At 46.6% G+C, this 26,420-nt stretch carries 22 protein-coding genes and 1 tRNA gene; 9 read left to right on the top strand and 14 right to left on the bottom strand.

The features are described from left to right. Positions 1-70 precede the first annotated feature (70 nt). A complete protein-coding gene (locus tag H3H32_RS31820; protein ID WP_182459759.1) occupies positions 71-847 on the top strand; it encodes an ABC transporter ATP-binding protein in 777 nt (258 codons plus the stop codon). A 5-nt stretch (positions 848-852) separates the two neighbouring features. Further along, positions 853-2,520, top strand: a complete 1,668-nt coding sequence (locus H3H32_RS31815) for a hypothetical protein (protein ID WP_182459758.1) — start codon at positions 853-855, stop codon at positions 2,518-2,520. Between the two features lie 131 nt (positions 2,521-2,651). Here H3H32_RS31815 and H3H32_RS31810 read toward each other — a convergent pair whose 3' ends face one another. Further along, positions 2,652-3,470: a PfkB family carbohydrate kinase gene (locus H3H32_RS31810; protein ID WP_374191793.1), complete on the bottom strand. Its 819-nt coding sequence runs from the start codon at positions 3,468-3,470 to the stop codon at positions 2,652-2,654. Positions 3,471-3,838: 368 nt separating this feature from the next. On the opposite strand from H3H32_RS31810, the gene H3H32_RS31805 reads away from it, so the two are divergent. From H3H32_RS31805 to H3H32_RS31780, 6 genes are read left to right on the top strand one after another with little or no spacing between them, the layout of a single operon-like run. Next, a complete protein-coding gene (locus tag H3H32_RS31805) occupies positions 3,839-4,504 on the top strand; it encodes a TetR/AcrR family transcriptional regulator (protein ID WP_182459756.1) in 666 nt (221 codons plus the stop codon). A gap of 22 nt (positions 4,505-4,526) precedes the next feature. After that, positions 4,527-4,973, top strand: a complete 447-nt coding sequence (locus H3H32_RS31800) for a phosphatidylglycerophosphatase A family protein (protein WP_182459755.1) — start codon at positions 4,527-4,529, stop codon at positions 4,971-4,973. Positions 4,974-4,979: 6 nt separating this feature from the next. Then, the gene (locus H3H32_RS31795; RefSeq protein WP_182459754.1) at positions 4,980-5,357 is read left to right on the top strand and encodes a GtrA family protein; all 378 of its coding nucleotides are present in this window, start codon (positions 4,980-4,982) and stop codon (positions 5,355-5,357) included. Beyond that, positions 5,354-7,924, top strand: a complete 2,571-nt coding sequence (locus H3H32_RS31790; protein WP_182459753.1) for a DUF5686 and carboxypeptidase-like regulatory domain-containing protein — start codon at positions 5,354-5,356, stop codon at positions 7,922-7,924. The genes H3H32_RS31795 and H3H32_RS31790 overlap by 4 nt, the downstream gene beginning before the upstream one ends. Before the next feature lie 18 nt (positions 7,925-7,942). Further along, on the top strand, positions 7,943-9,229 hold the full coding sequence (locus H3H32_RS31785) for a DUF4833 domain-containing protein (RefSeq protein ID WP_182459752.1): 1,287 nt from the start codon (positions 7,943-7,945) through the stop codon (positions 9,227-9,229). A gap of 35 nt (positions 9,230-9,264) precedes the next feature. Continuing rightward, entirely contained in the window at positions 9,265-10,200 is a 936-nt protein-coding gene (locus H3H32_RS31780; RefSeq protein WP_182459751.1) for a phosphatase PAP2 family protein, read from the top strand. 301 nt (positions 10,201-10,501) lie between these two features. Here the strand turns inward: H3H32_RS31780 and H3H32_RS31775 are convergent, their stop codons facing one another. Continuing rightward, positions 10,502-11,035: a YceI family protein gene (locus H3H32_RS31775; protein WP_182459750.1), complete on the bottom strand. Its 534-nt coding sequence runs from the start codon at positions 11,033-11,035 to the stop codon at positions 10,502-10,504. 215 nt (positions 11,036-11,250) lie between these two features. Here H3H32_RS31775 and H3H32_RS31770 point away from each other — a divergent pair, with 215 nt between their 5' ends. Further along, positions 11,251-11,775 (top strand): DUF4269 domain-containing protein, encoded by a 525-nt coding sequence (locus tag H3H32_RS31770; protein ID WP_182459749.1) that lies wholly within the window; start codon positions 11,251-11,253, stop codon positions 11,773-11,775. Positions 11,776-12,025: 250 nt separating this feature from the next. Here H3H32_RS31770 and H3H32_RS31765 read toward each other — a convergent pair whose 3' ends face one another. The 12 genes from H3H32_RS31765 to H3H32_RS31710 form a co-directional block, all read right to left on the bottom strand. Next, positions 12,026-14,197, bottom strand: a complete 2,172-nt coding sequence (locus tag H3H32_RS31765) for a plastocyanin/azurin family copper-binding protein (protein WP_182459748.1) — start codon at positions 14,195-14,197, stop codon at positions 12,026-12,028. Positions 14,198-14,221: 24 nt separating this feature from the next. After that, on the bottom strand, positions 14,222-16,105 hold the full coding sequence (locus H3H32_RS31760) for a 3-keto-disaccharide hydrolase (RefSeq protein WP_182459747.1): 1,884 nt from the start codon (positions 16,103-16,105) through the stop codon (positions 14,222-14,224). Between the two features lie 134 nt (positions 16,106-16,239). After that, a complete protein-coding gene (locus H3H32_RS31755; protein WP_182459746.1) occupies positions 16,240-17,196 on the bottom strand; it encodes a transketolase family protein in 957 nt (318 codons plus the stop codon). Between the two features lie 10 nt (positions 17,197-17,206). Then, the gene (locus tag H3H32_RS31750) at positions 17,207-18,064 is read right to left on the bottom strand and encodes a transketolase (protein WP_182459745.1); all 858 of its coding nucleotides are present in this window, start codon (positions 18,062-18,064) and stop codon (positions 17,207-17,209) included. Positions 18,065-18,180: 116 nt separating this feature from the next. After that, on the bottom strand, positions 18,181-19,512 hold the full coding sequence (xylA, locus tag H3H32_RS31745; protein WP_182459744.1) for a xylose isomerase: 1,332 nt from the start codon (positions 19,510-19,512) through the stop codon (positions 18,181-18,183). 11 nt (positions 19,513-19,523) lie between these two features. Then, positions 19,524-21,023 (bottom strand): xylulokinase, encoded by a 1,500-nt coding sequence (locus H3H32_RS31740; protein WP_182459743.1) that lies wholly within the window; start codon positions 21,021-21,023, stop codon positions 19,524-19,526. A 249-nt stretch (positions 21,024-21,272) separates the two neighbouring features. Further along, a complete protein-coding gene (locus H3H32_RS31735; RefSeq protein WP_182459742.1) occupies positions 21,273-21,974 on the bottom strand; it encodes an NUDIX hydrolase in 702 nt (233 codons plus the stop codon). A gap of 41 nt (positions 21,975-22,015) precedes the next feature. After that, on the bottom strand, positions 22,016-22,684 hold the full coding sequence (locus tag H3H32_RS31730; RefSeq protein WP_182459741.1) for a TetR/AcrR family transcriptional regulator: 669 nt from the start codon (positions 22,682-22,684) through the stop codon (positions 22,016-22,018). 410 nt (positions 22,685-23,094) lie between these two features. Next, a tRNA-Leu gene (locus tag H3H32_RS31725) sits at positions 23,095-23,178 on the bottom strand. Positions 23,179-23,259: 81 nt separating this feature from the next. Continuing rightward, positions 23,260-24,597, bottom strand: a complete 1,338-nt coding sequence (locus tag H3H32_RS31720) for a dihydroorotase (protein ID WP_182459740.1) — start codon at positions 24,595-24,597, stop codon at positions 23,260-23,262. Continuing rightward, positions 24,594-25,565, bottom strand: a complete 972-nt coding sequence (hemB, locus tag H3H32_RS31715) for a porphobilinogen synthase (RefSeq protein ID WP_182464545.1) — start codon at positions 25,563-25,565, stop codon at positions 24,594-24,596. Before hemB ends, H3H32_RS31720 begins: the two co-directional genes overlap by 4 nt. Before the next feature lie 103 nt (positions 25,566-25,668). Next, positions 25,669-26,358 (bottom strand): response regulator transcription factor, encoded by a 690-nt coding sequence (locus tag H3H32_RS31710; protein ID WP_182459739.1) that lies wholly within the window; start codon positions 26,356-26,358, stop codon positions 25,669-25,671. Between the last annotated feature and the right edge of the window lie 62 nt (positions 26,359-26,420).

The following is a 26,420-nucleotide window of genomic DNA, read 5'->3' as shown; positions in this document are numbered from 1 at the left end:
TTATCCTGACTAAGAACCAAAAGTCCCATTCGGCTTGCTGCTGGATGGGACTTTTGGCGTATATTGATGTATGAATATGACGCCAATCATCCAACTCCACGACCTTTATAAATCCTACGGATCAACGCCCGTTCTGAAAGGCATTAACCTGAGTGTATCGGCCGGGCAAGTAGTGGGTTATATCGGTCCTAATGGTGCCGGGAAATCTACAACCATTAAAATCCTGATCGGCATGCTGCCCGACTACACAGGCGAAGCAACCATATTAGGCATGGATGTGAAAACGAACTCGCTGGATATCAAACGCCGAATTGGCTATGTCCCTGAAAACGCAGCGCTGTATGACACCCTTACGCCCATGGAATACCTACAATTCATTGGGCAATTGTATGGGTTAGAAACCGCACAAATTGAATATAAGGCTCTTGAATTGCTTCGCCTGTTCCAGCTCAATGAGTACACAAATGCCCGCATGACGACCTTCTCGAAAGGGATGCGTCAGAAAGTGTTGCTCATTTCGGGGCTTCTTCATAATCCAGATGTCATTTTTCTGGATGAACCCCTGTCGGGTTTAGATGCCAATACAGTTGTACTGGTTAAAGAAATTATTCGGCAGCTCGCGAACAGTGGTAAAACGGTTTTCTACAGTTCGCATATTATGGACGTAGTGGAAAAGATTTCGGATCGCATTATTATTATCAATCAGGGGCAGATTATTGCCGATGGCACCTTTGCCGAATTGCAGCACCAGCGCCCCGAATCACTTGAACAGCTCTTTGCCGAACTGACGGGTAGCGAAGGCCAAACGGGCATTGCCGAAGAGTTTATTCACACTTTGAAAAACTAGAGAATATGGCCACGTTTATTCTCTGGATACTTGACCGAATCCAGCCGCTATTCCGGACTTTGGGTGCCGATTATGGCCAATTGCGGGCTATTGTATCCGTAAAACTAACGATGGACAACCGACGTAGCATCATTAGTTTGGGGCGTTACGGCAAGCCGTCGGGCGAGAACAACAGTAGTTTTATTCGCATTTTAGGGATTTACACCCTGTTCGGTGGCTTTGTTGGTCTGGGGATATTAACCTTTCCTGAGAGAGACCAGATGTTTTTTCCGCTCACCCTGCAATTTGCCTATGTTATGGCGCTATCGGCCATGACGCTTATTTCGGATTTCTCATCGGTCATTCTCGATTCATCTGACAACCAGATTATTTTACCCCGGCCTGTCAGTAGTCGTACACTCTGGCTGGCTCGTGTTGTACACATTGCCAGTTATCTGTTCGCCATTGCCCTTTCCATATCGTTAGGTGCTGTTTTTATTATATCGACCCGTTTTGGAGCGCTGGCGGGTGTACTGGTTCTGGTACTCAGTCTGCTATCGTCAGTATTGATGGTATTTCTGACGAATGTATTCTACCTCCTGCTGATGCGGTTCATTAGTGAGGAAAAATTGCGGGAGGTGATCAACTATTTTCAGATCATCATGGCCATTCTGTTCTATGGCGGCTATCAACTTTTGCCCCGCTTAATGGGCCCAGAAATGAGGCTGGCGCAGGCATTTGAACACCAGGGGTGGCATTATCTGGTACCGCCGATGTGGATGGCAGGCGCTGTCGATATGGTGGTTCAGCCAGCTATTGACCAGATACACTTGATTTTTCTGGCACTTGCATTCGTCACACCGTGTGCTGGTCTCTGGTTTATGAATCGCTTCCTGACCGCCGATTTTACCCAGAAACTCAGTGGGCTCGATCAGGAAAGCCGCCCGGCAGAATCAGCGAGCTCTGTTCAGGAAACGCAACAAACACTCGGCTGGACAGATCGCTTTGCCAACGTATTTACAACCAATCCGCTTGAACGCGCAGCCTTTGCCTTCACCTGGCGCGTAACGGGCCGCGACCGTAAATTCAAGCTTAAAACATACCCACAACTGGGCTTTGGTCTGGCTTATGTGGTGGTCATGTCAATTCAGGGGCAGACCTTCGGTTCAAGTAGCTTCTTTTATCTATTTGCTCTGTACTTCGCCAGTATTTACGTGATGGTTGCGCATTACCAACTCGGCGTTTCAGATAATTACCGGGCGGCATGGGTCTACGGTAGTGCTCCTATTCGCGAACCGGGCGCTATTTTATCAGGCTCACTGAAAGCTTTGATCATAAAACTTCTGATCCCTTTCTACCTTTTGCTATCCGCTTATATTATCTATCGATACGGCACCGATAAGATTAGCGACGTACTCCTGGCGTTCTGTAATTCTCTGGTAATGGTAGCAAGTTCAGCTCTCCTGTCAACCCGATACATGCCCTTCTCAACGGCACAGGATGCGTTGAAGCAAAACATTACCGCTCGTGGACTGTTGATTAGCATCGTTCTGGGGATAGTCGGTTTCTCACATTATGGTCTGACGTTTGTGCCATATGGCGTTTGGCTGGCTATTCCGGTATCAATTGCTACGTTCTGGATTCTTCTTCAGCAATACAAAAAGACGGATTGGGATAAGATTGTGATGGGGTAAGGGAAAATATAGTTTAACCACAGGCCAAAGTAGATTCTCGGGTGCGCCCGTGCGGTTGATTCTATTGATAATCACCACCTAAACGATCAATTAGAATCGAAAGAATCTCTAGAATCTAAATTGGACAAGCACTAACCCACGATCCCATGTTCCAGCAAGGTTGAAAACAACGCAGGTGAACCGGAAAATGGACCCGAAGATGCCACTTTCAATGTAGCCAGTGCAGCTCCAAACTCGCCAGCTTCTTCTACGTGGCTACCTTGAACCCGCTTCAACAGATAACCCGCCATGTACGTATCGCCACAACCGGTAGCATCGACAACGGCGGTGGGCTTGAAAGCCGGAATCTCATAAAAAGTACCTCCGGTATAAATTAGTGACCCTTCGCTTCCAAGCGTTATAATTACTTCACGCACACCCAGATCGGCAAGGTACATAGCGCCATCCCAGGCATTTTTCTGGCCGGTAACGACCTCCATTTCAAACTCATTTGCCTTCAGAATGCTTACATAAGGAAGGATATATTTTTTGTGAATCCAATCCTGATACACCACTCTCTTATTCCGAACGCGTCGTAAATAGCCCTGAATGTCGAGCGATACGATCCCCCGTTTCGACAAATCCTCAATCACGTTTATGGGAATATCATCGGCAAGCAACGGCCCTAAATGAAACAGTTTCGCATCGATGGCAGGCATTTTAGAGAGCCGAAAGGGAGCTGCCTTTTGCAGTACCTGTTGTTCCCGATGATTCTGATCGGCGCTGTAGCTGTTTTGAAAATAAACAGTGTGTTTACTTGGCAGAATGTCAACATCAACCCCTTCGGCCTGAAGATCGTCGACAATGTGATAGTCTTGCTGGGCAAGAGCCGTGATTAATTTATACTTAATATCGGCATGCAAAAGGGCCTTGGAAAAGTAAAAAGAGGTGCCCCCTGGCATGTAGCTCACAGATTGTGATGTGACTATTTTGTCAAGAGTTATATGTCCTATTGTGCATATGTCTACCATAATTTACCTCTGCCGCTGTGCGGCAATTTAAGTTTAACAAGTGTCAAGTATGTATTCAGCAATCTTTTTCAGTCAATAGCCTTGTGCTGTACGTGGTAATCACTTAAAGCAATATTATTCTGATATACAGTCATATTCAGAAATTCAAACACTCACACGTCTCTTTTCCGTAGAGGAATAAGCGGATTAATGCCGACAATGTTCCCCGTCATAGAAATATTTAAAACATATTATTTAAACATTTGATTAAAACATTTGGCAAATATAAATAACCAACATTACCTTTGCCACATAATATTGACGTAATAATGAAATCAGCGAGTTCAACTGAGGATAAGATTAAAGAAGCAGCGAAAAAGGTATTCCTGGAAAAAGGCTTCGAAGGAGCCACCACCCGCGATATCGCTAAGGAAGCTGACCTGAATTGCGCCCTGATGAACTACTATTTCCGAAGTAAGGAGAAGCTCTTTGCGGCCGTCTTCGACGAAATGCTTCAGCTTTTCTTTGCGGGCATGACCAATGTTCTTACCAAGCCCATTAGCCTCAAAGAGAAAATAATTGAGTTAATCGAACATGATTTTCAGACGTTCAAGCAAAATCCCAGCTTATGCATTTTCATTCTGAATGAGCTCCATAGAGACCCCGACCATTTGGTGAATATCATTCAAGCGGCCAAGACTCAGGCAACCTTGCTATTCGAGAAACAGCTTAGGGAAGCCATCGATCAGGGAATGGTACGCCCCGTAAACCCGCATCATGTGCTAAGCTTACTGCTATCGAATACACAGTTTATTTTTCTCGGGAAAGCCATTACAATGAATACTTGGCAAATGAGCGAGAACGCATTTACTCTGTATGCCGAAGAGCATAAGCAGCTGGTTACACTAATGATTATCAACTTTTTATTCATCGAAAAATCGGAGGATAAGCTAAACCTGCACGTCTCTGAGCCTGCTTTATTAGCGCTGGCCTAAAAGATCCGTTCCACTACACGCCATGCACAAACTGATTGCTACCGGCCTGGGTATCGGCTACATCCGTAAAGGGGGTGGAACGGTAGCTGCTGTTGCGTGCTGTGTGATTTGGTATCTGGCCCAATCGACTACCTATCCGTTCTATACGCCTATACTTATTACCACTGGTATTACGGCGATTGGTATATGGTCGGCCAATGTGGTTGAAGAACAGTGGGGGAAAGACAGTTACCGCGTTGTGATTGATGAAGTAGCCGGTATGTGCCTCAGTTTGCTATTCATCCCCATTACGGAGAAAAGCCTGTTGGTGGGGCTTCTGTTGTTTCGCCTGTTCGATATCGCCAAGCCCTTTGGTATCCGAAAGCTGGAAAAACTACCGGGAGGCTGGGGCGTCATGCTCGACGATCTGCTCGCAGGACTTTACGCCAACCTGTTGTTACAAATTGCGCTGGCCGTAGGTTTCTTATAAAACGTTATGCAAACATTTATTAAAGTTCAGGCCACCTCGCTTATAGCGACCGGGGTTGACTTTCTGACAACAATCCTGTTCGTCAATATCTGGCACTTCTGGTATTTGTCGGCCAGTGTAACCGGGGCTGTTAGTGGTGGAATAGCCAGCTTCATTATCGCCAGGAAGTGGGCTTTTCCTACTAGCCAACAGCCTGTTGTTTCACAATTCAGTCGGTTTGTTCTTGTCTGGCTCGGTAATGCAGGTGCTAATGCAACCGGGCTCTATGCCGCTACACATTTCCTTGGCATCCAGTATCTAATCGCCAAAACGGCAGTGTCTATTCTGGTGGGTGTCAGCTACAATTATTTTTTACAGAAAGACTTCGTCTTCACCATGTCATGAACCATTTACTCCGCTGCATATCCTACCAAACAGTCCTGTTTTTGAGCGGATTGCTGTTTTTAAGTGCTGGGTTAACCCGAGCACAGGTGACTACCGTTACCGGAACTATTATTGATGGGGCAACCAATCAGCCCTTACCATTTGCTAACATCGTTTTTGTCGGTACTACGATCGGTATTAGCAGCAACGAACGAGGAGCCTATACCCTAACCGGAAATGGCAATTTCGTGAGCGTGGCCTTTTCATTTCTTGGCTACAAAACAGTCACGAAATCCATTAAACCGGGTATATCGCAACAAGTAAGTATACGACTGGAGCCAGACGCCCAGGTACTGAATGAGGTGGTTATCCGCAAAAGCAAGCAGGAACGATATCGCAATAAAAACAACCCTGCCGTTGAGCTGATTCGGAATGTGATTAGCCACAAAGAGCAGAATCAGATTGGTCATTACGACTACGCGGCTTATGAAGAATACGACAAGTTGCAGTTTTCGCTCAGTAGCTTATCCACGAAAGTATCAGAGCGGAAGATATTTCAGAAGTATAAGTTTCTATTAAACAATCGGGACACAACCACTTTACCGGGCAAATCGCTACTGCCCGTTTATCTGGAAGAAAAAGTTTCGGATGCCTATTTCCGCAAAGACCCAGCGAAGGAAAAAGTCATTGTGAAGGCGAAGAAACGAGTCGATTTTGGTCAATACTTCGACAATAATGGTCTTAGTCTGTACTTGAACCGGATGTATTCGAAGGTCGATATCTATTCCAACTCGATCTTCCTGATGACCAACCAGTTCCTGAGTCCTATTGCCAGTAATGCTCCCCTCTTTTATCAATATTATCTGGCGGATACGCTTACAATTGGCAAGGCTAAACTGATCGGGTTAAATTTTGTACCCCGAAATGGAACAGATATGCTGTTTGAAGGCAAGATGTATGTCACGCTGGATAGTAATTATGCCGTGCAGAAGATCAACCTGACCATTAATCCCAAAATTAACCTGAACTGGGTTCGTGACTTGCAAATCCGTCAGCAGTTTGAGCAAAACACGGACGGCCGATATTACCTCAGCAAAAGCGACATGCTGGCTGACTTTGGGATTAGTAAAGGCGGCAAAGGGGGTGGTATTTTCGGCCAGCGGACGCTGTCGTACCGAAACTACAAAACGGACGAAGCGCACACAGCCAGCTTCTACGAAGGCTCACCCCAGGTAGTAGCCGAGGATGCAACGACTAAACCCGACGTGTTCTGGGTGGAAAATCGGCACGATTCGCTTTCGGCCGCCGAGTCGAAAATCTATACCAACATCGACAGTTTAAAACGAATGCCTTCGTTTCGGCGTACGATGGAAGCCTTAACCTTTTTGCTGGCTGGCTATAAATCGTTTGGCCCATTTGAAGTTGGTCCCGCCAATACGTTCTATAGCTTCAACCCAGTAGAGGGATTTCGGCTACGATTGGGCGGTCGCACAACACCCGAATTGAGCAAACGCTATTACGCCGAAACTTACGCGGCTTATGGGTTTAAAGACCAGCGCTGGAAATATTTTCTGAGCGGAACGTACTCCATCAACAACAAGTCGATCTACCAGTTTCCGCAAAACTACATCCGAACCAGCTTTCAGCGCGACACCAAAATTCCGGGACAGGAACTTCAATTTGTACAGGAAGACAACTTTCTGCTCTCCTTCAAACGGGGTGTCAACGACAAGTGGCTCTACAACGACACCTGGCGCATCGATTACGTGCATGAGTTTGAGAACCACTTTTCATACAGTTTCGGCTTTAAAAACTGGCAGCAGTCGGCGGCTGAAGCCTTGCTATTCAAGACCGCAACTGACAACGAAAATACGCCCTCGCGTACGCTAACAACAACTGAGCTGTCGGTAGAAGCCCGCTATGCGCCGAATGAACAGTTCTATCAGGGAAAGATTTACCGGATACCCATTGTGGGCCGTTATCCGGTGTATACGATCCGATTTACAGCTGGCGTAAAGGGGTTACTCAATAGCAGTTACAACTACCAGAATCTGACAGCTAGTATTAGCAAACGTTTTTATTTATCCCAACTGGGCTATACCAACGTTGCGGTACAGGGAAGCTACATTTTTGGGCAAGTTCCTTTCCCCCTGCTGACCATTCACCGGGCGAACCAAACGTATGCCTATCAGCTCAACTCGTATAACCTGATGAATTTCCTGGAATTTGTCAGCGACCACCATGCGAGTTTAAGCATCGATCACTCGTTCAATGGATTTTTCTTTAACAAAATTCCGTTGTTTAAAAAGCTGAAATGGCGGGAAGCGGTTTCGTTCAAAGCGCTGTATGGTGGTTTACGTAGCCAGAATGACCCACAACAGAACCCATCGCTATACCAATTCCCGGTCGATGCTTTAGGAACTCCCTCTACCTATACCTTAACGAAAACGCCTTATATCGAAGCCAGTGCAGGGGTTGCCAATGTACTGAAGTTTTTCCGCATCGATCTGGTTAAACGACTCAATTATTTAGATCATCCAAACGTGTCGCAATGGGGCATTCGCGCCCGCGCTACGTTTGATTTTTAACACAATACGCCTACAACTATGGAACAGGCACTCACCTTCAGAACGAAAATTCAATTAGGAATTTATACGGTCATCAATCCTTTCGTCAGATTGTTGATTCGACTCGGCCTAACGCCGAATATGGTCACAACCATTGGCCTTGTCTTAAATATTGGTGTGGCCGTAATCTTCATTCTTGGTGCCCAGCAAGGCAATCGGGGTGATTTAAGCTATGTTGGCTGGGCAGGCGCGTTGGTACTTTTTGCCGGTTTGTTTGACATGCTGGATGGTCAGGTAGCGCGGCTTGGTAAGATGAGTTCGCTATCGGGAGCGCTCTTCGATTCGGTGCTGGACCGGTACAGCGAGTTGATTATGTTTCTGGGTATCTGTTATTACCTGATTGCCCATCACTACTTTTTTGGCTCATTATTTGCCTTTATTGCGCTGATTGGCTCCATGATGGTTAGCTATACCCGTGCCCGCGCTGAAGGGTTAGGTATTGAGAGTAAAGGCGGATTGATGCAGCGTCCCGAACGAGTAATTACCATTGGGGTATCGGCGCTGGCGTGTGGTTGTCTGGCAACTGTTATTGGTCCGGACTTTAAGCTTTACGTGCCCGGCATTCCTGTACATATCTTTGAAACCATGTCTATTTTCACCTTACCCTTAACGGTAATGGCGGTTATGACCAACATCACGGCTTATAATCGACTGATGGATGCCAAAAAAGCGCTTGATCAGAAAGAGAAAGCGGCATCGCGGCCAGCCGCACTAGTTATGGCTTTTTTAATGCTGACTACTTCCCTAGGGCAGCCAGTTACAGCAAAGGGAGTACCCGACAAGCCTCAACAGAATAAAGTAACTACAAGCTTTCCGGTCCCTCAAAATGTACCGAATCAGTTATTTTACCTCCAGCGCGATCCGAATACGAACACGATTATTTGCGCCTTGAATCTAAAAAATGGGAAGCTGGATAAAGACGATCCAGTGCATGTTTTTTGGATTCGCTATACCGAAGAAAGCCAGAAGCAAGAGCTTTCTTACATTCAGCGCACGTTTGCCTATGGTATCAAGGCTAAGCCGTTGTCAAACGAAGAGTATGAACTGAATTTCGTGTCTTACAAAAAATTTCCGTTGCATCTGGTAAAATCAGAGCGAGATGGCTATCAGGTGTATGCCAATGTGAATCAGAAAAAGGTAATTCTAAAGCGTCTTTACCTGCATATTGAAGGCGGTACATTCTGGGCACCTAACGTAAAATACATTCAGGTAGAAGGTATAAACGTGTCTACTGGCGAGAATACAGTCGAACGCATTATGGTCTAAACGGAAGCTGCCTCCATAGGCAATTCCTCATTGACATGACATCTGACTCCTCACTTGTTGCGCCATCGCTTCCCCGACAGATTATAACCCTAAGTGCGCTTTCGCTGGGTTATCTTCTGCTATCGTTTACGCTGGTTGGCTTTAAATCAGATCAGTTATTTCTGATTGGGTTGGTAAATGGCTTATATTTTGCCTCAAATCAGAGCCGTAAGTTTGTGCTCGGTTTCTCGATTTTCATTGTGTACTGGATCGTTTTCGATTACATGAAAGCGTTTCCGAACTATCGATACAATTCCGTACACATTGAGTCGCTCTATCTGTTGGAAAAAAAGCTGTTCGGGATTCCTTACGACTCATCAATTCTGACACCGAATGAATATTGGCTGGCTCATCGAACAACTTTACTCAATGTGCTGACGGGCATATTCTATTTAACCTGGGTCCCGATTCCACTTGCCTTTGCGACTTATCTTTTTTTCAAAAATCGGCCAGCGTTTTTTCCTTTCGCGTTGACGTTTGTGCTGGTCAATCTGCTGGGCTTTGTCATTTATTACCTGTACCCGGCGGCACCACCCTGGTATGTACAAGTGCATGGATTTGTATTTGAACCCAACACACCGGGTAATACTGCTGGCTTAGCCAACTTCGATCAGTATTTTGGCGTATCGGTATTTAGCGGCATCTACGCCAAAAGTTCGAATGTGTTTGCCGCTATGCCTTCGCTCCATTCGTCTTACCCGGTCATTGTTTTATACTACGGCCTGAAGAATCGACTGGGCTTGATCAACCTGTTTTTTGCTGTGGTGATGGTGGGCATCTGGTTTTCGGCAGTATATACAAGTCATCACTACACGCTGGACGTGCTAGCCGGAATCACCTGCGCTATTACGGGCATAACACTTTTTAATGTATTGGCAAAAACAAACTGGCTGCGCTCGTTTACACAACGATTGATCACCCTGACGGCTTAATCGGCACTAGTTTACCTATACGATTAAACCCCATTTTTGGCCCGTTAGGGCCTTCACACCATAGCGTTGGTAGTAAAAGCTTCTGAGTAAATAGGGTGTGCCTTTAGGTACACAACCGTTATGTACCTAAAGGCACATTATCTATTCTGCAAACAAATGGTACTACCGACGTTACACTGTAAAGGCCCTAACGGGCCAACTCCAATCTCAAATTCACGTTAGTTTAGCCTGTAAAATCAAGCTAGATCCAATAAAAACTCCGACCATTTGTGTAGGAGTTTTTTTATTGGATCTAGCTCGCTTAAGCTGGTCTTCCCAATTGGATGTTAGCGATAATCTTAATGTTCTCGCCCAAAGCAAGTCCACCTGTTTCGGTTAGCGCATTGAAGGTGACGTTAAACTCTTTACGGTCAATTGTACCGGTTACTTCAAACCCAACCTTGATATTACCCCAGTTATCTTTCTCGGTACCGCCATATTCGGCCTCGAACGCTACTTCTTTCGTAATGCCTTTGATGGTGAGATTACCGATTAGTTTGTACAGGTCTCCTTTGATCTTCTTAAACGAAGTCGATACAAACGTGAACTGAGGGTAGGTTTCGGCTTCAAAAAAATCGGCATTACGCAGGTGCTCGTCCCGACCAGGCTGGCCTGTATCTACGCTATTAACATCGACCGAAAATTGAATGTCGGCATCCTCAAACTGGTCGCCATTGGTAATTGCCTGACCACTAAACGACTTGAAAGAACCCGTGACCGTTGATATAACAAGGTGTTTAACCTTGAATTGTACTTCTGAATGCAGATTATCTACAGTCCATGTTGTTTGTGACATACCCGTTGATCATTAAATTTAAACTTGATAAAGCCTTTACAGGGGAATCGCGGATGAATCGCAGAGAATACACCTTGTCTGGCCCACAAATGTATTTCCTAGTAGTCCCTTAAAGGATACTGCTATCCCAAAGGAAACCGGTATCCTTCAGTATACTACCAGCCTTATTGTAATCCATCCAGGCCCATTCTTTACTAAATCGGTTTTAGGCAAACATGAATTTTGACACGATCGAGTACCTACAAGAAGGCACACAAAGGCAACGCGAAGCGCATCGGGTATTGACCGAATATCGAGTTCTACCAAAGTTGAAGCTGTTTGCGCCTATCTTAGTCGGCACCATTCCGATCAACATCGATATTGACACCAGTGATCTCGACATTATCTGCCATTGGACCCACAAACAATTGTTTACTAGGGCGGTAATTGATGCTTTTGGTGGCGAAAAAGGATTTAGCTTCCGAGAATCTTTTGTCTCGGAACACGAGGTGGTTGTCGCTAATTTTGAGATTGGTGGCTTTGAGATTGAGATTTTCGGCCAGAATATGCCTACCAAACAACAAATGGCTTACCGGCACATGCTGATTGAATATCGGCTCTTAACGGAACGAGGAGAGGCCTTTCGGCAAGCGGTCATTGACCTTAAATGGAAAGGCCATAAAACAGAGCCTGCTTTCGGCATATTACTCGGCCTTCAGGGAAATCCGTATGTTGAATTGTTGGCTTATGAGGTTGAGTAATTAGCCCAACTCACATGTTAACAACAAAATCGCACAGCTCCTTTTTAAAGAACCGTGCGATTTTTAGCAGAATTAATAAACAAGTTCTTGAGACTGTTTAAGCTTTTGTTTTACTAGCGTTTTTGTCATCCCGACGCAGGAGGGATCTTCGGTAAATGGATGGTATATCAGCTCTACCGAAGATCCCTCCTGCGTCGGGATGACAAAAACACACCGATTAGAGCTTGATAATAGAAAGTCTAACCAGCTCTTATTTGGTCACCTTCATTGTGCCCTGCATTACATAAAAATGGCCGGGTACCGAACATTCGTAGGTGTAATCGCCAGGTTTTTCGGGAGCAATAAAATAAATGCTCTCGTTGGTATTCGGTTGAAGCAGGTTGGTGTGATGCAGCACTTTGTCGGTTAAAGGAATGTAATTTTTCTCCTGTCCCTCCAGTCCTAACTTCATGGCCAGTTCGCCTACCTGCACCGCTGAACCGGGTTGCACAACCACAAAGTTGTGGAGCATGTCGTCCTCATTGTTAAAGATAACACGCACCTTACTCCCCGCTTTAACCTGAAACTGCTCCGGAGAAAACTTCAATCCAGGCTTCGTTCCCATCGTGATCGTATAATCAGGCTCGCCCCAACCAGCAGGTAGTTCGGTCACGCGCTTGGCGGCAGTACTAGTCGCGACTTTAGCAGCACCTGATTTTGCAGCTGTTGCCTTCGTTTTGGCAGCTGTCTGTTTTGTAGTTACAGGCGGAGTCGAAGCGGTCGATGCCATCTCCATTTCCGCGTGATTGTGCTTGTGAGCTGGAGTGGTAATGGTCAGTTTTTCGCCATCGGGAAGGTTGTTCAGGGTATAGTAGCCAGTTGTATGAAGCAATGCCCGACCCGTTTCTGAACGAACTCCGCTGGCCGTGATTTCGTGGATATACCCTAGTCGCAGGCTATCGACCACTAACCGTGCTTTCAGCCCATCTTTCGACACGAAAATGCCCCGAATAGGACACCCAGCCCGATTAATAACCGGACTTCCATAGGTTGCATGGTACTTATAGTTGAACCCGGTCACTTTATAAGAAGCCGGATCGTTCGCCAATTCGGGATCGACCGGCGTTGTAAACTCGATTTCGAAGCCATCAGGCATGGCGTGGATAGTCTTCATTTCAAATGGCATTCGTCCTGTCCAGACCACACGCTGCAAGCTATACAACTCTTTCCCCGTCGACGACCACCCCCGGCTGGTCATACCTACGAACATAGACGCATCGTGCCCCCATACCATCCGCAGTACGCCCGACGAGAAACCTTCCCGAAACGGAAAAACAACGCCCTGGTACTCGCCTTTCACTTTTTCGAAATCAACCCGCGAAAGGATGCTTTGCCCTTGATCGCCGACGAAGACCTGATTCGGAAAAGGACCGAATTTACCGTTTGTATTATCGGATAGGAATCCGGACGTGGATATACCCAGAATACCGTGCGGCAACCAGACCGCAGGCGCTTTTAGAGCAGGCACTCGTTTGGCAACATCGTAGAGCGGTTCGCCCGTGTTAGGCACTTCGTCTGGCTTTAATTTCAGCGGTGAGCCGGGTAAGTCAGTCCAGCGAAGGCTTTCGGCATTGCCCAGGAAATCTCCTTTCTCAACCCGTGAAATCCGTCCCGATCCAACCCAGTCACCCTGGTTTTCGGTGTAAAAGAAATCACCAGCGGCATTCATACCATAACCCGCAGGTGACCGCATACCAGCCGCAAAAGGCGTCATTTTACCATCGGGCGTAATCTCCAGAGTCCAGCCACGCCAGGGAACCAGACTCACGCCATGACCCAAGCTATTACTCCAGCCTACGTTCAGGGTAACCAGCATATTGCCATTCGGCAAAAAGGTTGGCCCGTAGGAATATTCGTGATAGTTGCCCGAAAGCGGCCACGAATAGATTTTGTCGTACGAATCAGCGCGCCCGTCACCATCCGAATCGCGCAGGCGGGTTACTTCACTGCGTTGGGTAACGTAGATATCGCCATCCTTATAAGCCAATCCTAACGGTTCATGTAAGCCGAAAGCAAACCGCTTGTACGTTGGGCGCTCTGTACCGCTTATATACGGATTAGAGACCAGCCAGACTTCGCCCCGACGTGTACAGATCGCCAGTCCACCGTCGGGCAAGGTGGCCATGCCCCCTACCTCCAGAATGACATCTTCTGGAACAGACAGCGAAATCAATTTATAAAAATCGTCCTCTTTTTCGGGATCGGCTTCCACTTTGGCAAGTCCCTTAGGAGCCGGAGCCGGTTGCTTACTGCTGGAGCTAACAGGCTGCCCGGTCTTGGATTGAATCTGGGCAAAACCACGTTGGCTGGTCAGGCAGGAAAGACCGGCGACAACCAGCACAGCGATAGGCAGATGGCTTAGGGTATGATTAAATAGCTTCATAGTGCTTTCAGAAAAATAGCCTCTTTACCAGACAATTGAATACGTAACAGTACCAGCACCATTCACGGCTTTTACCGGCAACAATAATTCTTTCGTGTTTTGGGCCGAAGTCCGGATAACCGGTTTTTCTTTGCCCGTCAGCTCAATGAAATATTGTTTGTCATTGATCGCATACAACCCATTGGGCAGTTCAACAATATCCCGTCCTTCGGCCACTCGACACCAGATGTCTTGGGTGGCAGGCGTAACCGTAAATGAGTGCGACAGTTTCCGCCCCTCGTTGGCCGAAGCAAATGACTCCCGAACCGAAGCTGTACCCAGTGTATATTTAAAAACCGGACGACCCGCTTTGTCTACATCGTAACCCAGATTGTTGTAATTCGTGCTGGAGTCGGGCCAGGCGGCATTTTGATCGGCCAGAAAAGCCAGTGACGGTTTGCCCGACCGCTCGATAACACTCCCAAGCGGAACCGATAACTGTGTTTCACCCCGGCCATACCACATCGGTGTTGTTTCTAGAAAATCGCCCCGCCAGAATTGTAGAAATTCACCTTTACGCAGGTCAACGGTGTAGTTCACCAAATCGGACTCACCCACCGATATGGTGTGTGTATGTTTGATTCCCTGGTGGTTTACAAAGCCGCGCTGCATAACGGGTTCGCTTCTAGCCAGCACAGTAATCTCGCTAACCGGATTTTCGGCCCGGATAACTGGGTTCAACGTGGTGTAGGGAACACCTGGGCCTTCGAGCGACAGGAGAATATCGTTGCTACGAGCGTACCACTGTCCGAAGTTTTTGTAGTACGACAGTTCAATCGGATGATCACCCGCTGTAAAGTTCACTTTCGTTGACACGAAGCCACCGTCTTCTGTTGTAACGCCAACCACTTTTTTACCATCGATTTTCAGTTCACCCGCTCCGTTGCGAACCTTAACATTTACCTCTGCCGGAATCCAGCGCAGGTTCAGGTTGAGCAGGTAATCGCCCGTGTGTGGAATATGAAGCGTACCGGTGATTTTACCAGCAAAATTATCCCGGCTTCCGGGAGCCAAATGCGCCAGCACATCAATCGGCATTTCGCGTTTGGGCGTGAGTGCGTTTAACTCATCGACCGACTGGAATTTACCATCGTAAGCCTTTAACTGAAGATTTGTTAACGTAACGGGTTCAGTGCCATAGGCTTTGTAACGGATATTTCGAACAGATACCGGACCATGATCGCCCTGAATCATCAATGCGCCTGTAGGCTTTTCATCCTGAAAGGCAGCCGATCGGGTGGGGCCAGTTACTTCTGTATTTTGGTGAACAGTTACGCCATTCAGAATCACTTTCACGAAGCGGGCATTGGCTATTTTTTCGCCCTTTTCGTTGAAACGAGGAGCAAGGAAGCTAATTTTCAGATGCTGCCACAAACCGGGGGCCCGACTCACATTTTGTGCGGGTGGATGACCTTCGTATCCTTTCCGGCCTTCGGGTCGGTTGTCGTCCCAACGCTCGTAGATAGCTCCACAATCCAACGATCTAGGCTCTTTAACGCCCCAACTATCGAACAGCTGTATTTCATAGCGACTCTGAAGATAAATACCGGAATTAGAGCCTTTCTCCATCATGAAATCCAGCTCCAGATCAATATCGCCATGTTCCATTTTGGTGAACAAGTGGTCTTTGCTCTTACCCGATAAATCGTTGGCAAGAATACCACTACCAGCTTTCAGGCTGGCGGCACCACTTTTATTAAAATCGTAAAAAACGTCACTAACTAATTTCCAGTTAGCTCCGGTTGGCTTAAAGTCATTCAGGGTTTGAAGGTTAATTACCGTATACGGTAATTCGTTTTGCTGGGCCTTTACGCTACGTATCGTAACGAGTAAAAGCAACAGATTAAACCAAAGTTTATGCTGCATCATTACCACAGTTAATAGATTGATGTTCAAGGCTCACAGCTATATTTTCAATTAGATCAGGAGGTTTTTACTATCAGACTACTTAAACCTATAAGGTCTTGGAGACCTTATAGGTTTGTAATTATATTGAGTAGGCTTTATTTTTTTCGCTGAATAACGGCCAGTGCTTTCGCCACTATCGACGCAGCCGTCAGGCCGTATTTTTCCATCAACTGATCGGGCGTTCCGCTTTCGCCAAATGAGTCGTTGACGGCCACCATTTCCAATGGTGCCGGATGGTTCAATGCCAATACCTGCGCGACACTATCGCCAAGTCCACCATTCATTTGATGCTCTTCGGCAGTTACGGCACAACCCGTTTTGTAAACTGATTTCAGGATCGCTTCCTTGTCGAGCGGCTTAATGGTATGGATGTTGATAATTTCGGCATCAACACCCTGTTCGGCCAGAATTTTACCCGCTTCTAGGGCTTGCCAAACCAGATGTCCCGTAGCAAAAATGGATACGTGGGCGCCTTCGTTAAGCAGAATCGCTTTACCAATCTCGAAAGGCTGATCGGCGGGGGTAAAGTTGGGAACTACCGGACGGCCAAACCGCAAATAAACCGGGCCTTCGTAGTCGGCAATGGCAATGGTAGCGGCTTTGGTCTGATTGAAGTCGCAGGGATTAATTACCGTCATACCAGGCAATGATTTCATCATCCCGATATCTTCCAGAACCTGGTGAGTCGCACCATCTTCGCCCAGCGTCAATCCCGCATGCGATACGCAGATTTTGACATTCTTGTTCGAATAGGCTACCGCCTGACGAATCTGGTCATACACCCGGCTCGATCCAAAGTTGGCAAATGTGGTTGCAAACGGAATCAGGCCATTTAACGTTAAGCCAGCCGCAACGCCAATCATGTTCGCTTCGGCAATACCGCACTGAATAAACCGGTCTGGGTTTTCTTTGATAAACGTATCCAGTTTCAGCGAGGCTACTAAATCAGCGCATAAGGCTACTACGTCTGGATTCGAACGGCCCAATTCGGCCATACCCGCCCCAAAACCAGAGCGCGTATCTTTCTTTTCGGAAAATGTGTAGGTTTTCATGGTGTTTGATTTAGTAGTCGCCCAGAGTTTCGTCTAATTGCGCTAAAGCCGCTGCTAACTGTTCATTATTAGGAGCTGTTCCGTGCCATTTGTGCGTGTGCATCATAAAGTCGACGCCCTGCCCCATTTCCGTTTTCATGATGATACAAACCGGCAACCCTTTGCCACTAGCTTTTTTAGCAGCGGCTAACGTAGCCACCACCTCATCCATGTTGTTCCCATCCATATGAAGTACGGCCCAGCCAAAGGCTTCATATTTCACGCCCAAATCACGATTGTTCAAGACAACGTCCGTTGGCCCATCGATTTGCTGTCCGTTGAAATCAACAATAGCAATCAGGTTGTCGAGCTTTCGGTGAGGAATGAAAGCAGCGGCTTCCCAAATTTGCCCCTCCTGTTGTTCGCCATCGCCCATCAGGCAATACACCAGATTTGGGTCTTTCCGAATTTTTTTACCGTAGGCCGCTCCGGCAGCCGCCGAAAGCCCTTGCCCCAGCGAACCGGAAGCAATACGAATACCGGGTAGGTGTTCTGCCGTTGCCGGGTGTCCTTGCAATCGAGAATCCAGCTTACGAAACGTAGCCAGTTCACTTACGGGGAAATAGCCACGGCGAGCCAGCACCGAATACAGCACTGGCGAAATATGCCCATTCGACAGAAAGAACATATCTTCTCCGGTGCCGCTCATGTCGAACACCACCGAATCAGACTCATCCTTTTTTAGATTCATTGCCTCAAAATAAAGGCCCACCAATAAATCAGTGCAGCCCAGTGAACCGCCTGGGTGACCAGACGCCACGCCATGTACCATCCGGACAATGTCCCGCCGTACCTGTGAGGCAACTTTAGTTAATTCATTCGTTATCATGCGTTTATTTTTAATAATAATGGATAATGTAAAATGAATAATCGGGGCCGACCATGTGAATTGACAGTCAATACCTTATCATTATTCATTTTACATTATCCATTGTCTTAATACCTCTAGATATACTGATTAATAATACTTTCCAGCCACTCCTGTTTGCCACTACGAAGTTGTGGCTCCCCATTTTCCAGCGTGTAGGTACGCAAGTCTTCTAGGGTCAGTTTACCTTCCTCAAAGGCTTTACCCTGACCGCCGTCAAACGATGCATAACGATCTTTGCGGAACTTGAGATAATCGGAATCCTGCAGGATCGCATCAGCCACGATGAACGAACGGGCAAACGCATCCATACCACCAATGTGAGCCACAAACAGGTCTTCCAGATCGGTCGAGTTCCGGCGAACTTTCGCATCGAAATTGATACCACCCGGTTTAATACCACCCGCCTGATGAATCACCAAAGCTGCCTCTACTAATTCATACAGATTGATGGGAAATTGGTCAGTATCCCAACCATTTTGGTAATCGCCCCGGTTGGCATCGATGCTGCCTAACATACCTGCATCGGCAGCCACCTGCAATTCATGATCGAACGTATGTCCGGCCAGGGTAGCGTGGTTAACTTCGATGTTCAATTGGAAATCCTTATCCAGACCATACTGACGTAGGAAACCAATAACTGTAGCGGCATCGTAGTCGTACTGGTGTTTGGTAGGTTCCATTGGCTTCGGTTCAATGAAGAACGTACCTTTAAAACCTTGCTTCCGGGCGTAATCGCGGGCAATGGTCAGGAACTGAGCCAGGTGCTCAACCTCCCGCTTCATGTTGGTGTTCAGCAGCGACATATAACCTTCCCGACCACCCCAGAATACGTAGTTCTCTCCGCCTAATGCAATAGTGGCATCGATAGCATTTTTGACCTGCGTTCCGGCATAAGCCAACACTGCAAAATCTGGATTCGTCGAAGCGCCATTCATATAGCGAGGGTTCGAGAACACATTAGCGGTACCCCACAGGAGTTTCACACCACTTTCTTTCTGCTTTTGTTGACCATACTCAACAATAGCTTGCAGCCGCTTTTCGTAGTCGCTGGCCGAAGGGCCTTCATCGACCAGATCAATATCATGAAAGCAATAGTAAGGCGCTCCGATTTTCGTGATAAATTCGAAAGCCGCGTCCATTTTCAGTTTTGCCCGAACGTTGGCATCGTTGTCCTGATCCCAAGGGAAAACGCGTGTTCCGGGGCCGAAGGGGTCACCACCGGTTCCGCAGAAGGTATGCCAGTAGCTGATGGCAAAGCGGAGTTGCTCACGCAGCGTTTTTCCACCTATAACTAATTCGGGATTGTACCATTTAAACGCTAATGGATTTTTGGATTTAGGGCCTTCATAGGCGATGGCGCCAATACCTTTAAAGTATTCCTGATCGCCCAGTGTAATCGTTGACATAGTTGACTTAATTAATACGCGTTAGTAAATTCAGTTAATTGTAATTTTGAATGCCATCGGTCAAATGCTTCGGTATAGGCGGCCTGAAGTTGAGGTTGCGGCTCGGTTAGACTAACCCGTTCCAGCGAAGCAAAAGCCTCATCAAACGAACTGTACACACCAACTCCAATACCCGCGCCCCGAGCAGCCCCCTGCGCACCATCCGTATTATATAACTCCAGCGTGGCTCCTGTCGTATTGACAAATGCCTCCCGGAATACCGGACTCAGAAACATATTTGCCTGACCCGCCCGAACAACCTGAGCCGTCACTCCCACCGACTCCATGATGTGTAATCCCATCGTCAGGGCAAAAACGATACCTTCCTGTGCTGCGCGCAGGACATGCTCAATCTGATGAGTTGTCAGGCTTAAATTTTTCAGGTTAGCTCCGGGATTCTTATTGCCCAGAATGCGCTCGGCACCATTACCAAAGGGATAAAACAGAAGATTGGCCGCTCCAATCGGAGCCTGTGCTGCCAGCTGATTAAGTGCTTCATAGGGCAAATTCCCGACCAAACGACGCAACCAGCTATTGAGAATACCCGTTCCATTCACACAAGCCAGCACGCCTAAATGCGGGTCTGTTGGCTGACTATTCACGTGAACGAATGTGTTTATACGTCCCTCTCGATCAAATGACGTTTCCTGGGTAATACCATAAATGACCCCGGATGTACCAGCAGTGGCCGCAACTTCTCCAGCTCGGAGTACATTCAACGAGAAAGCATTATTCGGCTGATCGCCCGCCCGATACGTAATGGGCGTGCCTGCTTTCAGTCCCAACAGACTTGCGGCCTGGGAACTCACACTGGCCTGGAAGCCGAAGGTTGGCACCACATCCGAAACGAGTGACGCATCAATACCGAAATAATCGAGCAGATGAGTTGCCAGTTGGTTCTCTTTGAAATCCCATAAGATGCCTTCCGATAAACCCGAAGCCGTCGTTTGCGCTTCGCCCGAAAGTCGAAAGGCGATGTAGTCGCCGGGAAGCATGATCTTGTGAATTTTTGCATACACATCAGGCTCATGCTCTTTTACCCATTTGAGTTTCGACGCGGTGAAATTACCCGGTGAGTTCAGTAGATCGCCCAAACAATAAGTTTCTCCCAGATCCCGAAGTGCCTGCTGACCAATAGAAACCGCACGACTATCACACCAGATAATGGCTGGCCGCAGTACCTCAAAGTTCTTATCAACAACCACCAAACCGTGCATCTGATAAGCAATACCGATCGCTAATACGTCATCGCCCGCAAAGGGATGCGCATTTTTCAGGCGTTCCGTAGCCCGGATTACTTCCTGCCACCAATCTTCAGGATTTTGCTCTCCCCAATCAGCCTGGGGCGACAGAATTTTCATTTCCTGGTCAGGGCTAGTAGCAGAAGCCACCAATCGACCCGTTTGGGCATCTACCAGCGCTGCTTTTACGGAAGAGCTACCGATATCATACCCCAGTAAGTAAGCTGCCATTCTTTTGTGTCAATATAAATGTATGTCTTATGGTCAGCAATTGATGAAGTAGTAAGGCGTTATCAATGAGCATTTTAAAAAATCGATACGCACTGAAACATCAAGCGAAAATAGAATCAATATCCTCCCAAACCTATTAGAGTACTATTGACGCTTATTTTAATGTAAAATTGACACTTATTTTTTTAATGTCAATATGACACCAATTAATTTTCGAATAAAATTTCAGTGAACAAATCTAGTTTGTCCCTAAAGAGCCAGTTCCGAATTTGGGATGAAGTTCAGGAAGGCGTTGTTTATCTCCTGATATTTGGTGGCATCCACCTGATAAAAGTAAGCCCCTCGTTTCGAAAACCCTTTTTGCTTCTCATCGAGTTTAACCAACAAATTCGTAGACAGAATCTTACGGCTGAAATTCCGTTTATCAAACTCCGTATTGTAGATGGCATCATACAATTTCTTGAGTTGAGGAATAGTGAATTTCTCGGGGAGTAATTCGAAGCCTAAGGGATGTTGAGCCGCTTTGTAGCGAAGTCGTTTAATAGCCAGATCGACCATATCGCCATGATCGAACAGCAAGGGAGGGAGATCATAAATCGAAAACCAGCGGGCCTGAAATACTTCCGAAATTTTCGTCTCGTAGTCGGCTATTTTTACCAGTGAGAAATAAGCCACCGATATGGTTCGGACGATGGGGTCGCGGTGTGGGTCGCCAAACGCATACAATTGCTCCAGATACACGTTGGTTAAGCCAGTTAGATCAAATAAAATACGGGCAGCAGCCTGTTCTAGTCCTTCGTTGGGTTGAAGCCATCCCCCCATAAGCGACCAGGTTTTTTCTTCCACTCCTCGTTTGACAAGTAGTACTTTTAAGCTCTCGCCATCGAAACCAAATATGATTGAGTCTAAAGCTAATAGATAGGGGTTCTGCTGTTTGTATTGATCTAACATTCGCTATTGAATTAACATAACACGAAGGTAGTCAATAGTTGTTACCACTGGCCAACTACCATGGTGACGGGTTTTGTTGTTATCTGGATTGTAGGTGAATCAATGGCCAGTTGATTCAATGACTTATAAATCATTTTAACGGCTTCTTCTATTCGTCGCCAGCCATTTTCACTTCGCAGATCCAGACCAATAACTGGCCGATTAAGCTGTGCCTGTATAGTCAGGTAGGATAAAGCACCGAAAATTATAGCCGACGTAGCCTGATGATCGCCCCCTTTTATAAAGGCAAGTTGATTGACCAGATTAGTCAGCTCAGCATCTAAACTACTGCTAATCGCTTCACCCAACGAATCTGCTTCTGTCATACTGGCTTTTAGTAGTTCACGGGCAGATCGAAATTGGCGGAACTGACGAAATAGTTGTAGAGCCTGACCCGACCAGATTGGTGCAAGATCGTGCGGTTCGGCAGGTTGAATTTGTTCTATCCAGGAAGGGGCATAATGGGGTACCAACTGACCACGTCGGATGTAATAGTCTAACAGCCCTTCAATACTGCCAAAATAACGATAGATAAGTACCTTACTGACAGAGGCTTTTTCGGCAATCGCATTAATTCCAATTCCTTTAATACCCTCATTGGCCAGAATTTGCTCTACGGCATCGACTATACGCTGGGTAGTAGCCGCTCGGTTGCGTTTGAAAGTTTCCACAATTGACTTAAAAGTAGTAGTAAATTAACTAAGTAGGCCAGCTAATAGTCCTATATCAAATGGTATAGTTAACGAAACTATGCAAAAGGAAACTAAAAGGCTTCATTTATTTACGATACGGATATGAATTTAGATTTTCGTATACTTTATTTAAAATATTATAAATTAATAATATATAATTAGTACAGGTAGCTTCCTCGGTTACTTATCGACATAAAAGCCTGCCCAAATCACCCGATTCCGTTTAAGCTGGAAATGGCGAGTAGAGCAACTAGATGATATAATGGCTGAACTGTAACGGCTTTCTGGAGGATTTGGGGAATCCACTGTCTGAGCAATGATGATGGGCTATTTATCTAGGTCTATCACAAAACAAAAAGCCGCAACCAGTTGATTGCGGCTTAATTATGTGCCGAAGGCGAGACTCGAACTCGCATGTCCGTAAAGACACACGCCCCTGAAACGTGCGTGTCTACCAATTTCACCACTTCGGCAGTACGCTTCCCTTATTTGGGAGTGCAAAGATAAGACGGCCTTGCCCGTACACGCAAGATTTTTGCTTAAAATTTTCTTTATTATCGAGTAAATAATAATCGTTTTCCTACCTGCTCAGTCAGAAACTCACCATTTTGATACACCAGCTTGCCTGATACAATAGTATGCGTCACGCTGGAACCAAACGTATGTCCTTCTAATGGCGACCAGCCGCACTGATAGTGAATCGATTCCTTTGTAACAGTTGAAGGTTGGTTCATATCGACCAAAACGAGGTCAGCCCAGTAGCCTTCGCAGACATAGCCACGACGATCAATCTGAAAACAATCGGCAGGGGCATGACTCATTTTACGCACAACCGTTTCGAGCGGTAATTTCCCCTGCTTCACAAAATCAAGCATGAGCAGCAAAGGGTGCTGAACCAATGGCAAACCAGACGGAGCCTGCCAGTAGGGTTGCTGTTTTTCGGCCCAGGTATGGGGCGCATGATCAGTAGCAATAATATCCAGACGATCATCTAGTAGCGCAGCGAGTAAAGCTTCTTTATGATGAGGAGCTTTTATGGCTGGATTGCATTTTATCAAATTCCCCAACGTTGCGTAGTCTCTGCTATCGAACCAAAGATGATGCACGCAAACCTCTGCCGTAATCCGCTTTTCGGTAAGTGGAAGTTTGTTATCAAATAAAGCTAGTTCATCGGCAGTCGATATGTGCAGAATATGCAGTCGAGCATTGTGCTTCCGAGCCAATTCAACCGCCATCGACGATGACTTTAGGCAAGCTTCTTCATTCCGAATCAGTGGATGCAAATCGGCCGTAGCGCGGTCGCCGTATTCAGCCTTGTATCGCTCAGTATTGGCCCGAACGGTGGCTTCATCTTCGCAATGAGTAGCAATCAGCATAGGGCTTTTCCGGAACAAGCTATCCAATACCTGCTCATTATCGACCAGCATATTTCCAGTCGACGACCCCATGAATACCTTAATACCACAAACCGTTTTCGGATCGGTGCGGAGTACTTCATTGAGGTTATCGTTCGACGCGCCCATGAAAAACGAATAATTCGCCAGTGATGTCTGAGCAGCAATCGCGTATTTATCGGCGAGCAATTCCTGGGTTAACGCATTCGGAACCGTATTCGGCATCTCCATAAAACTGGTAACACCGCCAGCTACAGCCGCTCGTGCTTCCGATTTGATGGTGGCTTTATGCGTTAAGCCCGGCTCCCGGAAATGCACCTGATCGTCGATAACACCGGGCAATAGGTATTGTCCATTTGCCTCAATAACCTGGTCTACATAGGCATCTGACAGACCCGACTTAATTTGGGCAATGAAACCATCTTCAATCAGCACATCGGTCTCAATAATCTGACCTTCGTTCACTAATCGGGCATCACGAATCAATAGTTTACTCATAATAACCGGGCGGCTTCTTTAGCGAAATAGGTTAGAATTACGTTGGCACCAGCTCGCTTGATGGCCATAAGCGACTCCATCATAGCTCGTTCGCCATCGAGCCAGCCATTTTGAGCAGCCGCTTTAATCATGGCGTATTCACCACTAACGTTATAAGCAGCAATAGGCAAATGGAAATTGTCGTCCAAAAGTTTGATGATATCCAGATAAGCCAGCGCTGGTTTGACCATCAGAAAATCGGCCCCTTCTTCGAAATCAAGTTGAGCCTCGATCAGGGCTTCGCGACTATTGGCCGGATTCATCTGATACGTCTTTTTGTCACCAAACTTTGGAGCAGAATCAAGCGCATCGCGGAATGGACCGTAAAACGCACTGGCGTATTTGGCGGCATAGGACATAATTGCTACGTCATGAAAGCCGCCTTCATCGAGTACTTGCCGAAGATAACCTACGCGTCCATCCATCATGTCAGATGGGCCAATGATATTCGCTCCGGCTTGTGCCTGTGCCAGGGCCATTTTCCCTAAGACTTCCAGCGTTGGATCATTCAGGATTTTACCATCTTCGACAATGCCATCGTGTCCATCAGAGCTATAGGGGTCCATCGCCACATCGGTCATGACCATTACGTCGGGGAACCGATCTTTAATAGCCTGAACGGCTTGCAAATACAGGCCGTCAGGATTGTAGCTTTCGGTAGCGTATTTGTCTTTTTTGACTTCGGAAATATTAGGAAACAAATCGAATGTCTTGATACCCAGGTCAACACACTCCTGAATTTCATCCAGTAGTAAATCCAGCGATAAACGATAGATGCCGGGCATGGAAGCTACCTCCGACCGTACTTTTTGTCCTTCTACAACGAAGACGGGCAAAATAAAATCAGTTACCGACAAACGGGTCTCCTGCACCATGTCGCGGATAACGGCCGATTGGCGGTTTCGACGCGGACGACGTATTATATTTATCAAAGTTGTAAAGTTGTAAACGTTATAAAGTCCTAGAGTTGCTGAATGCATCAACCAGAGCATCAACTATATAACTCTACAACTATATGACTTTATAACTTTTTTAAACAATCAGTTTAAATCCTTCGCCGTGTACGTTTACCAGTTGAACGGCCGGGTCTTCTTTAAGATACTTCCGCAGTTTGGTTACGTACACATCCATGCTTCGGGCATTGAAATAAGAATCATCTCCCCAAACCATTTTCAGGGCAAAGCTACGACTGACTGGCTGATTGAGGTTCTGAGCCAGCAATTTTAATAATTCAGACTCTTTGCTGGTCAATTTCTGCGGCTGTGATCCGTCTGTTTTACAGGAGAGTAGCTGGTGCGGGTAATCGAATGACAGTGAGCCAATTTGATAAACCGAAGGGTCGATTGCTTCATCTGAGCGTTGGTACCGGCGCAAAATAGCCTGAATCCGCAGGAGCAGTTCTTCCATACTGAACGGCTTCGTCATATAATCGTCGGCCCCGACTTTAAAGCCTTGAATGGTATCTTCCTGCATGGATTTAGCCGTGAGGAAAATAATGGGGACATCCCGATTGCCCATGCGAACTTCTTTGGCAAGCGTGAACCCATCTTTCTTGGGCATCATCACATCAAAAATACAAAGGTCGTAGTCGCCCTCCATAAACAGTTGCAGGCCCTGATCACCATTAATGGCACGATCGGTTGTGTATCCTTTCATGGTCAGGTATTCCTGCACCAATTGACCCAGATTAGGGTCGTCTTCAACGAGGAGAATGGTTGGCATAATATAATGAATGATAGAATGATTGATTGATTGATAGAATGATTGAATAAGGCTGACGCAAG

The organism is Spirosoma foliorum, assembly GCF_014117325.1.
GTDB classification, from domain to species: Bacteria; Bacteroidota; Bacteroidia; order Cytophagales; family Spirosomataceae; genus Spirosoma; species Spirosoma foliorum.
This window is presented reverse-complemented; position numbering and strand designations above follow the sequence as displayed.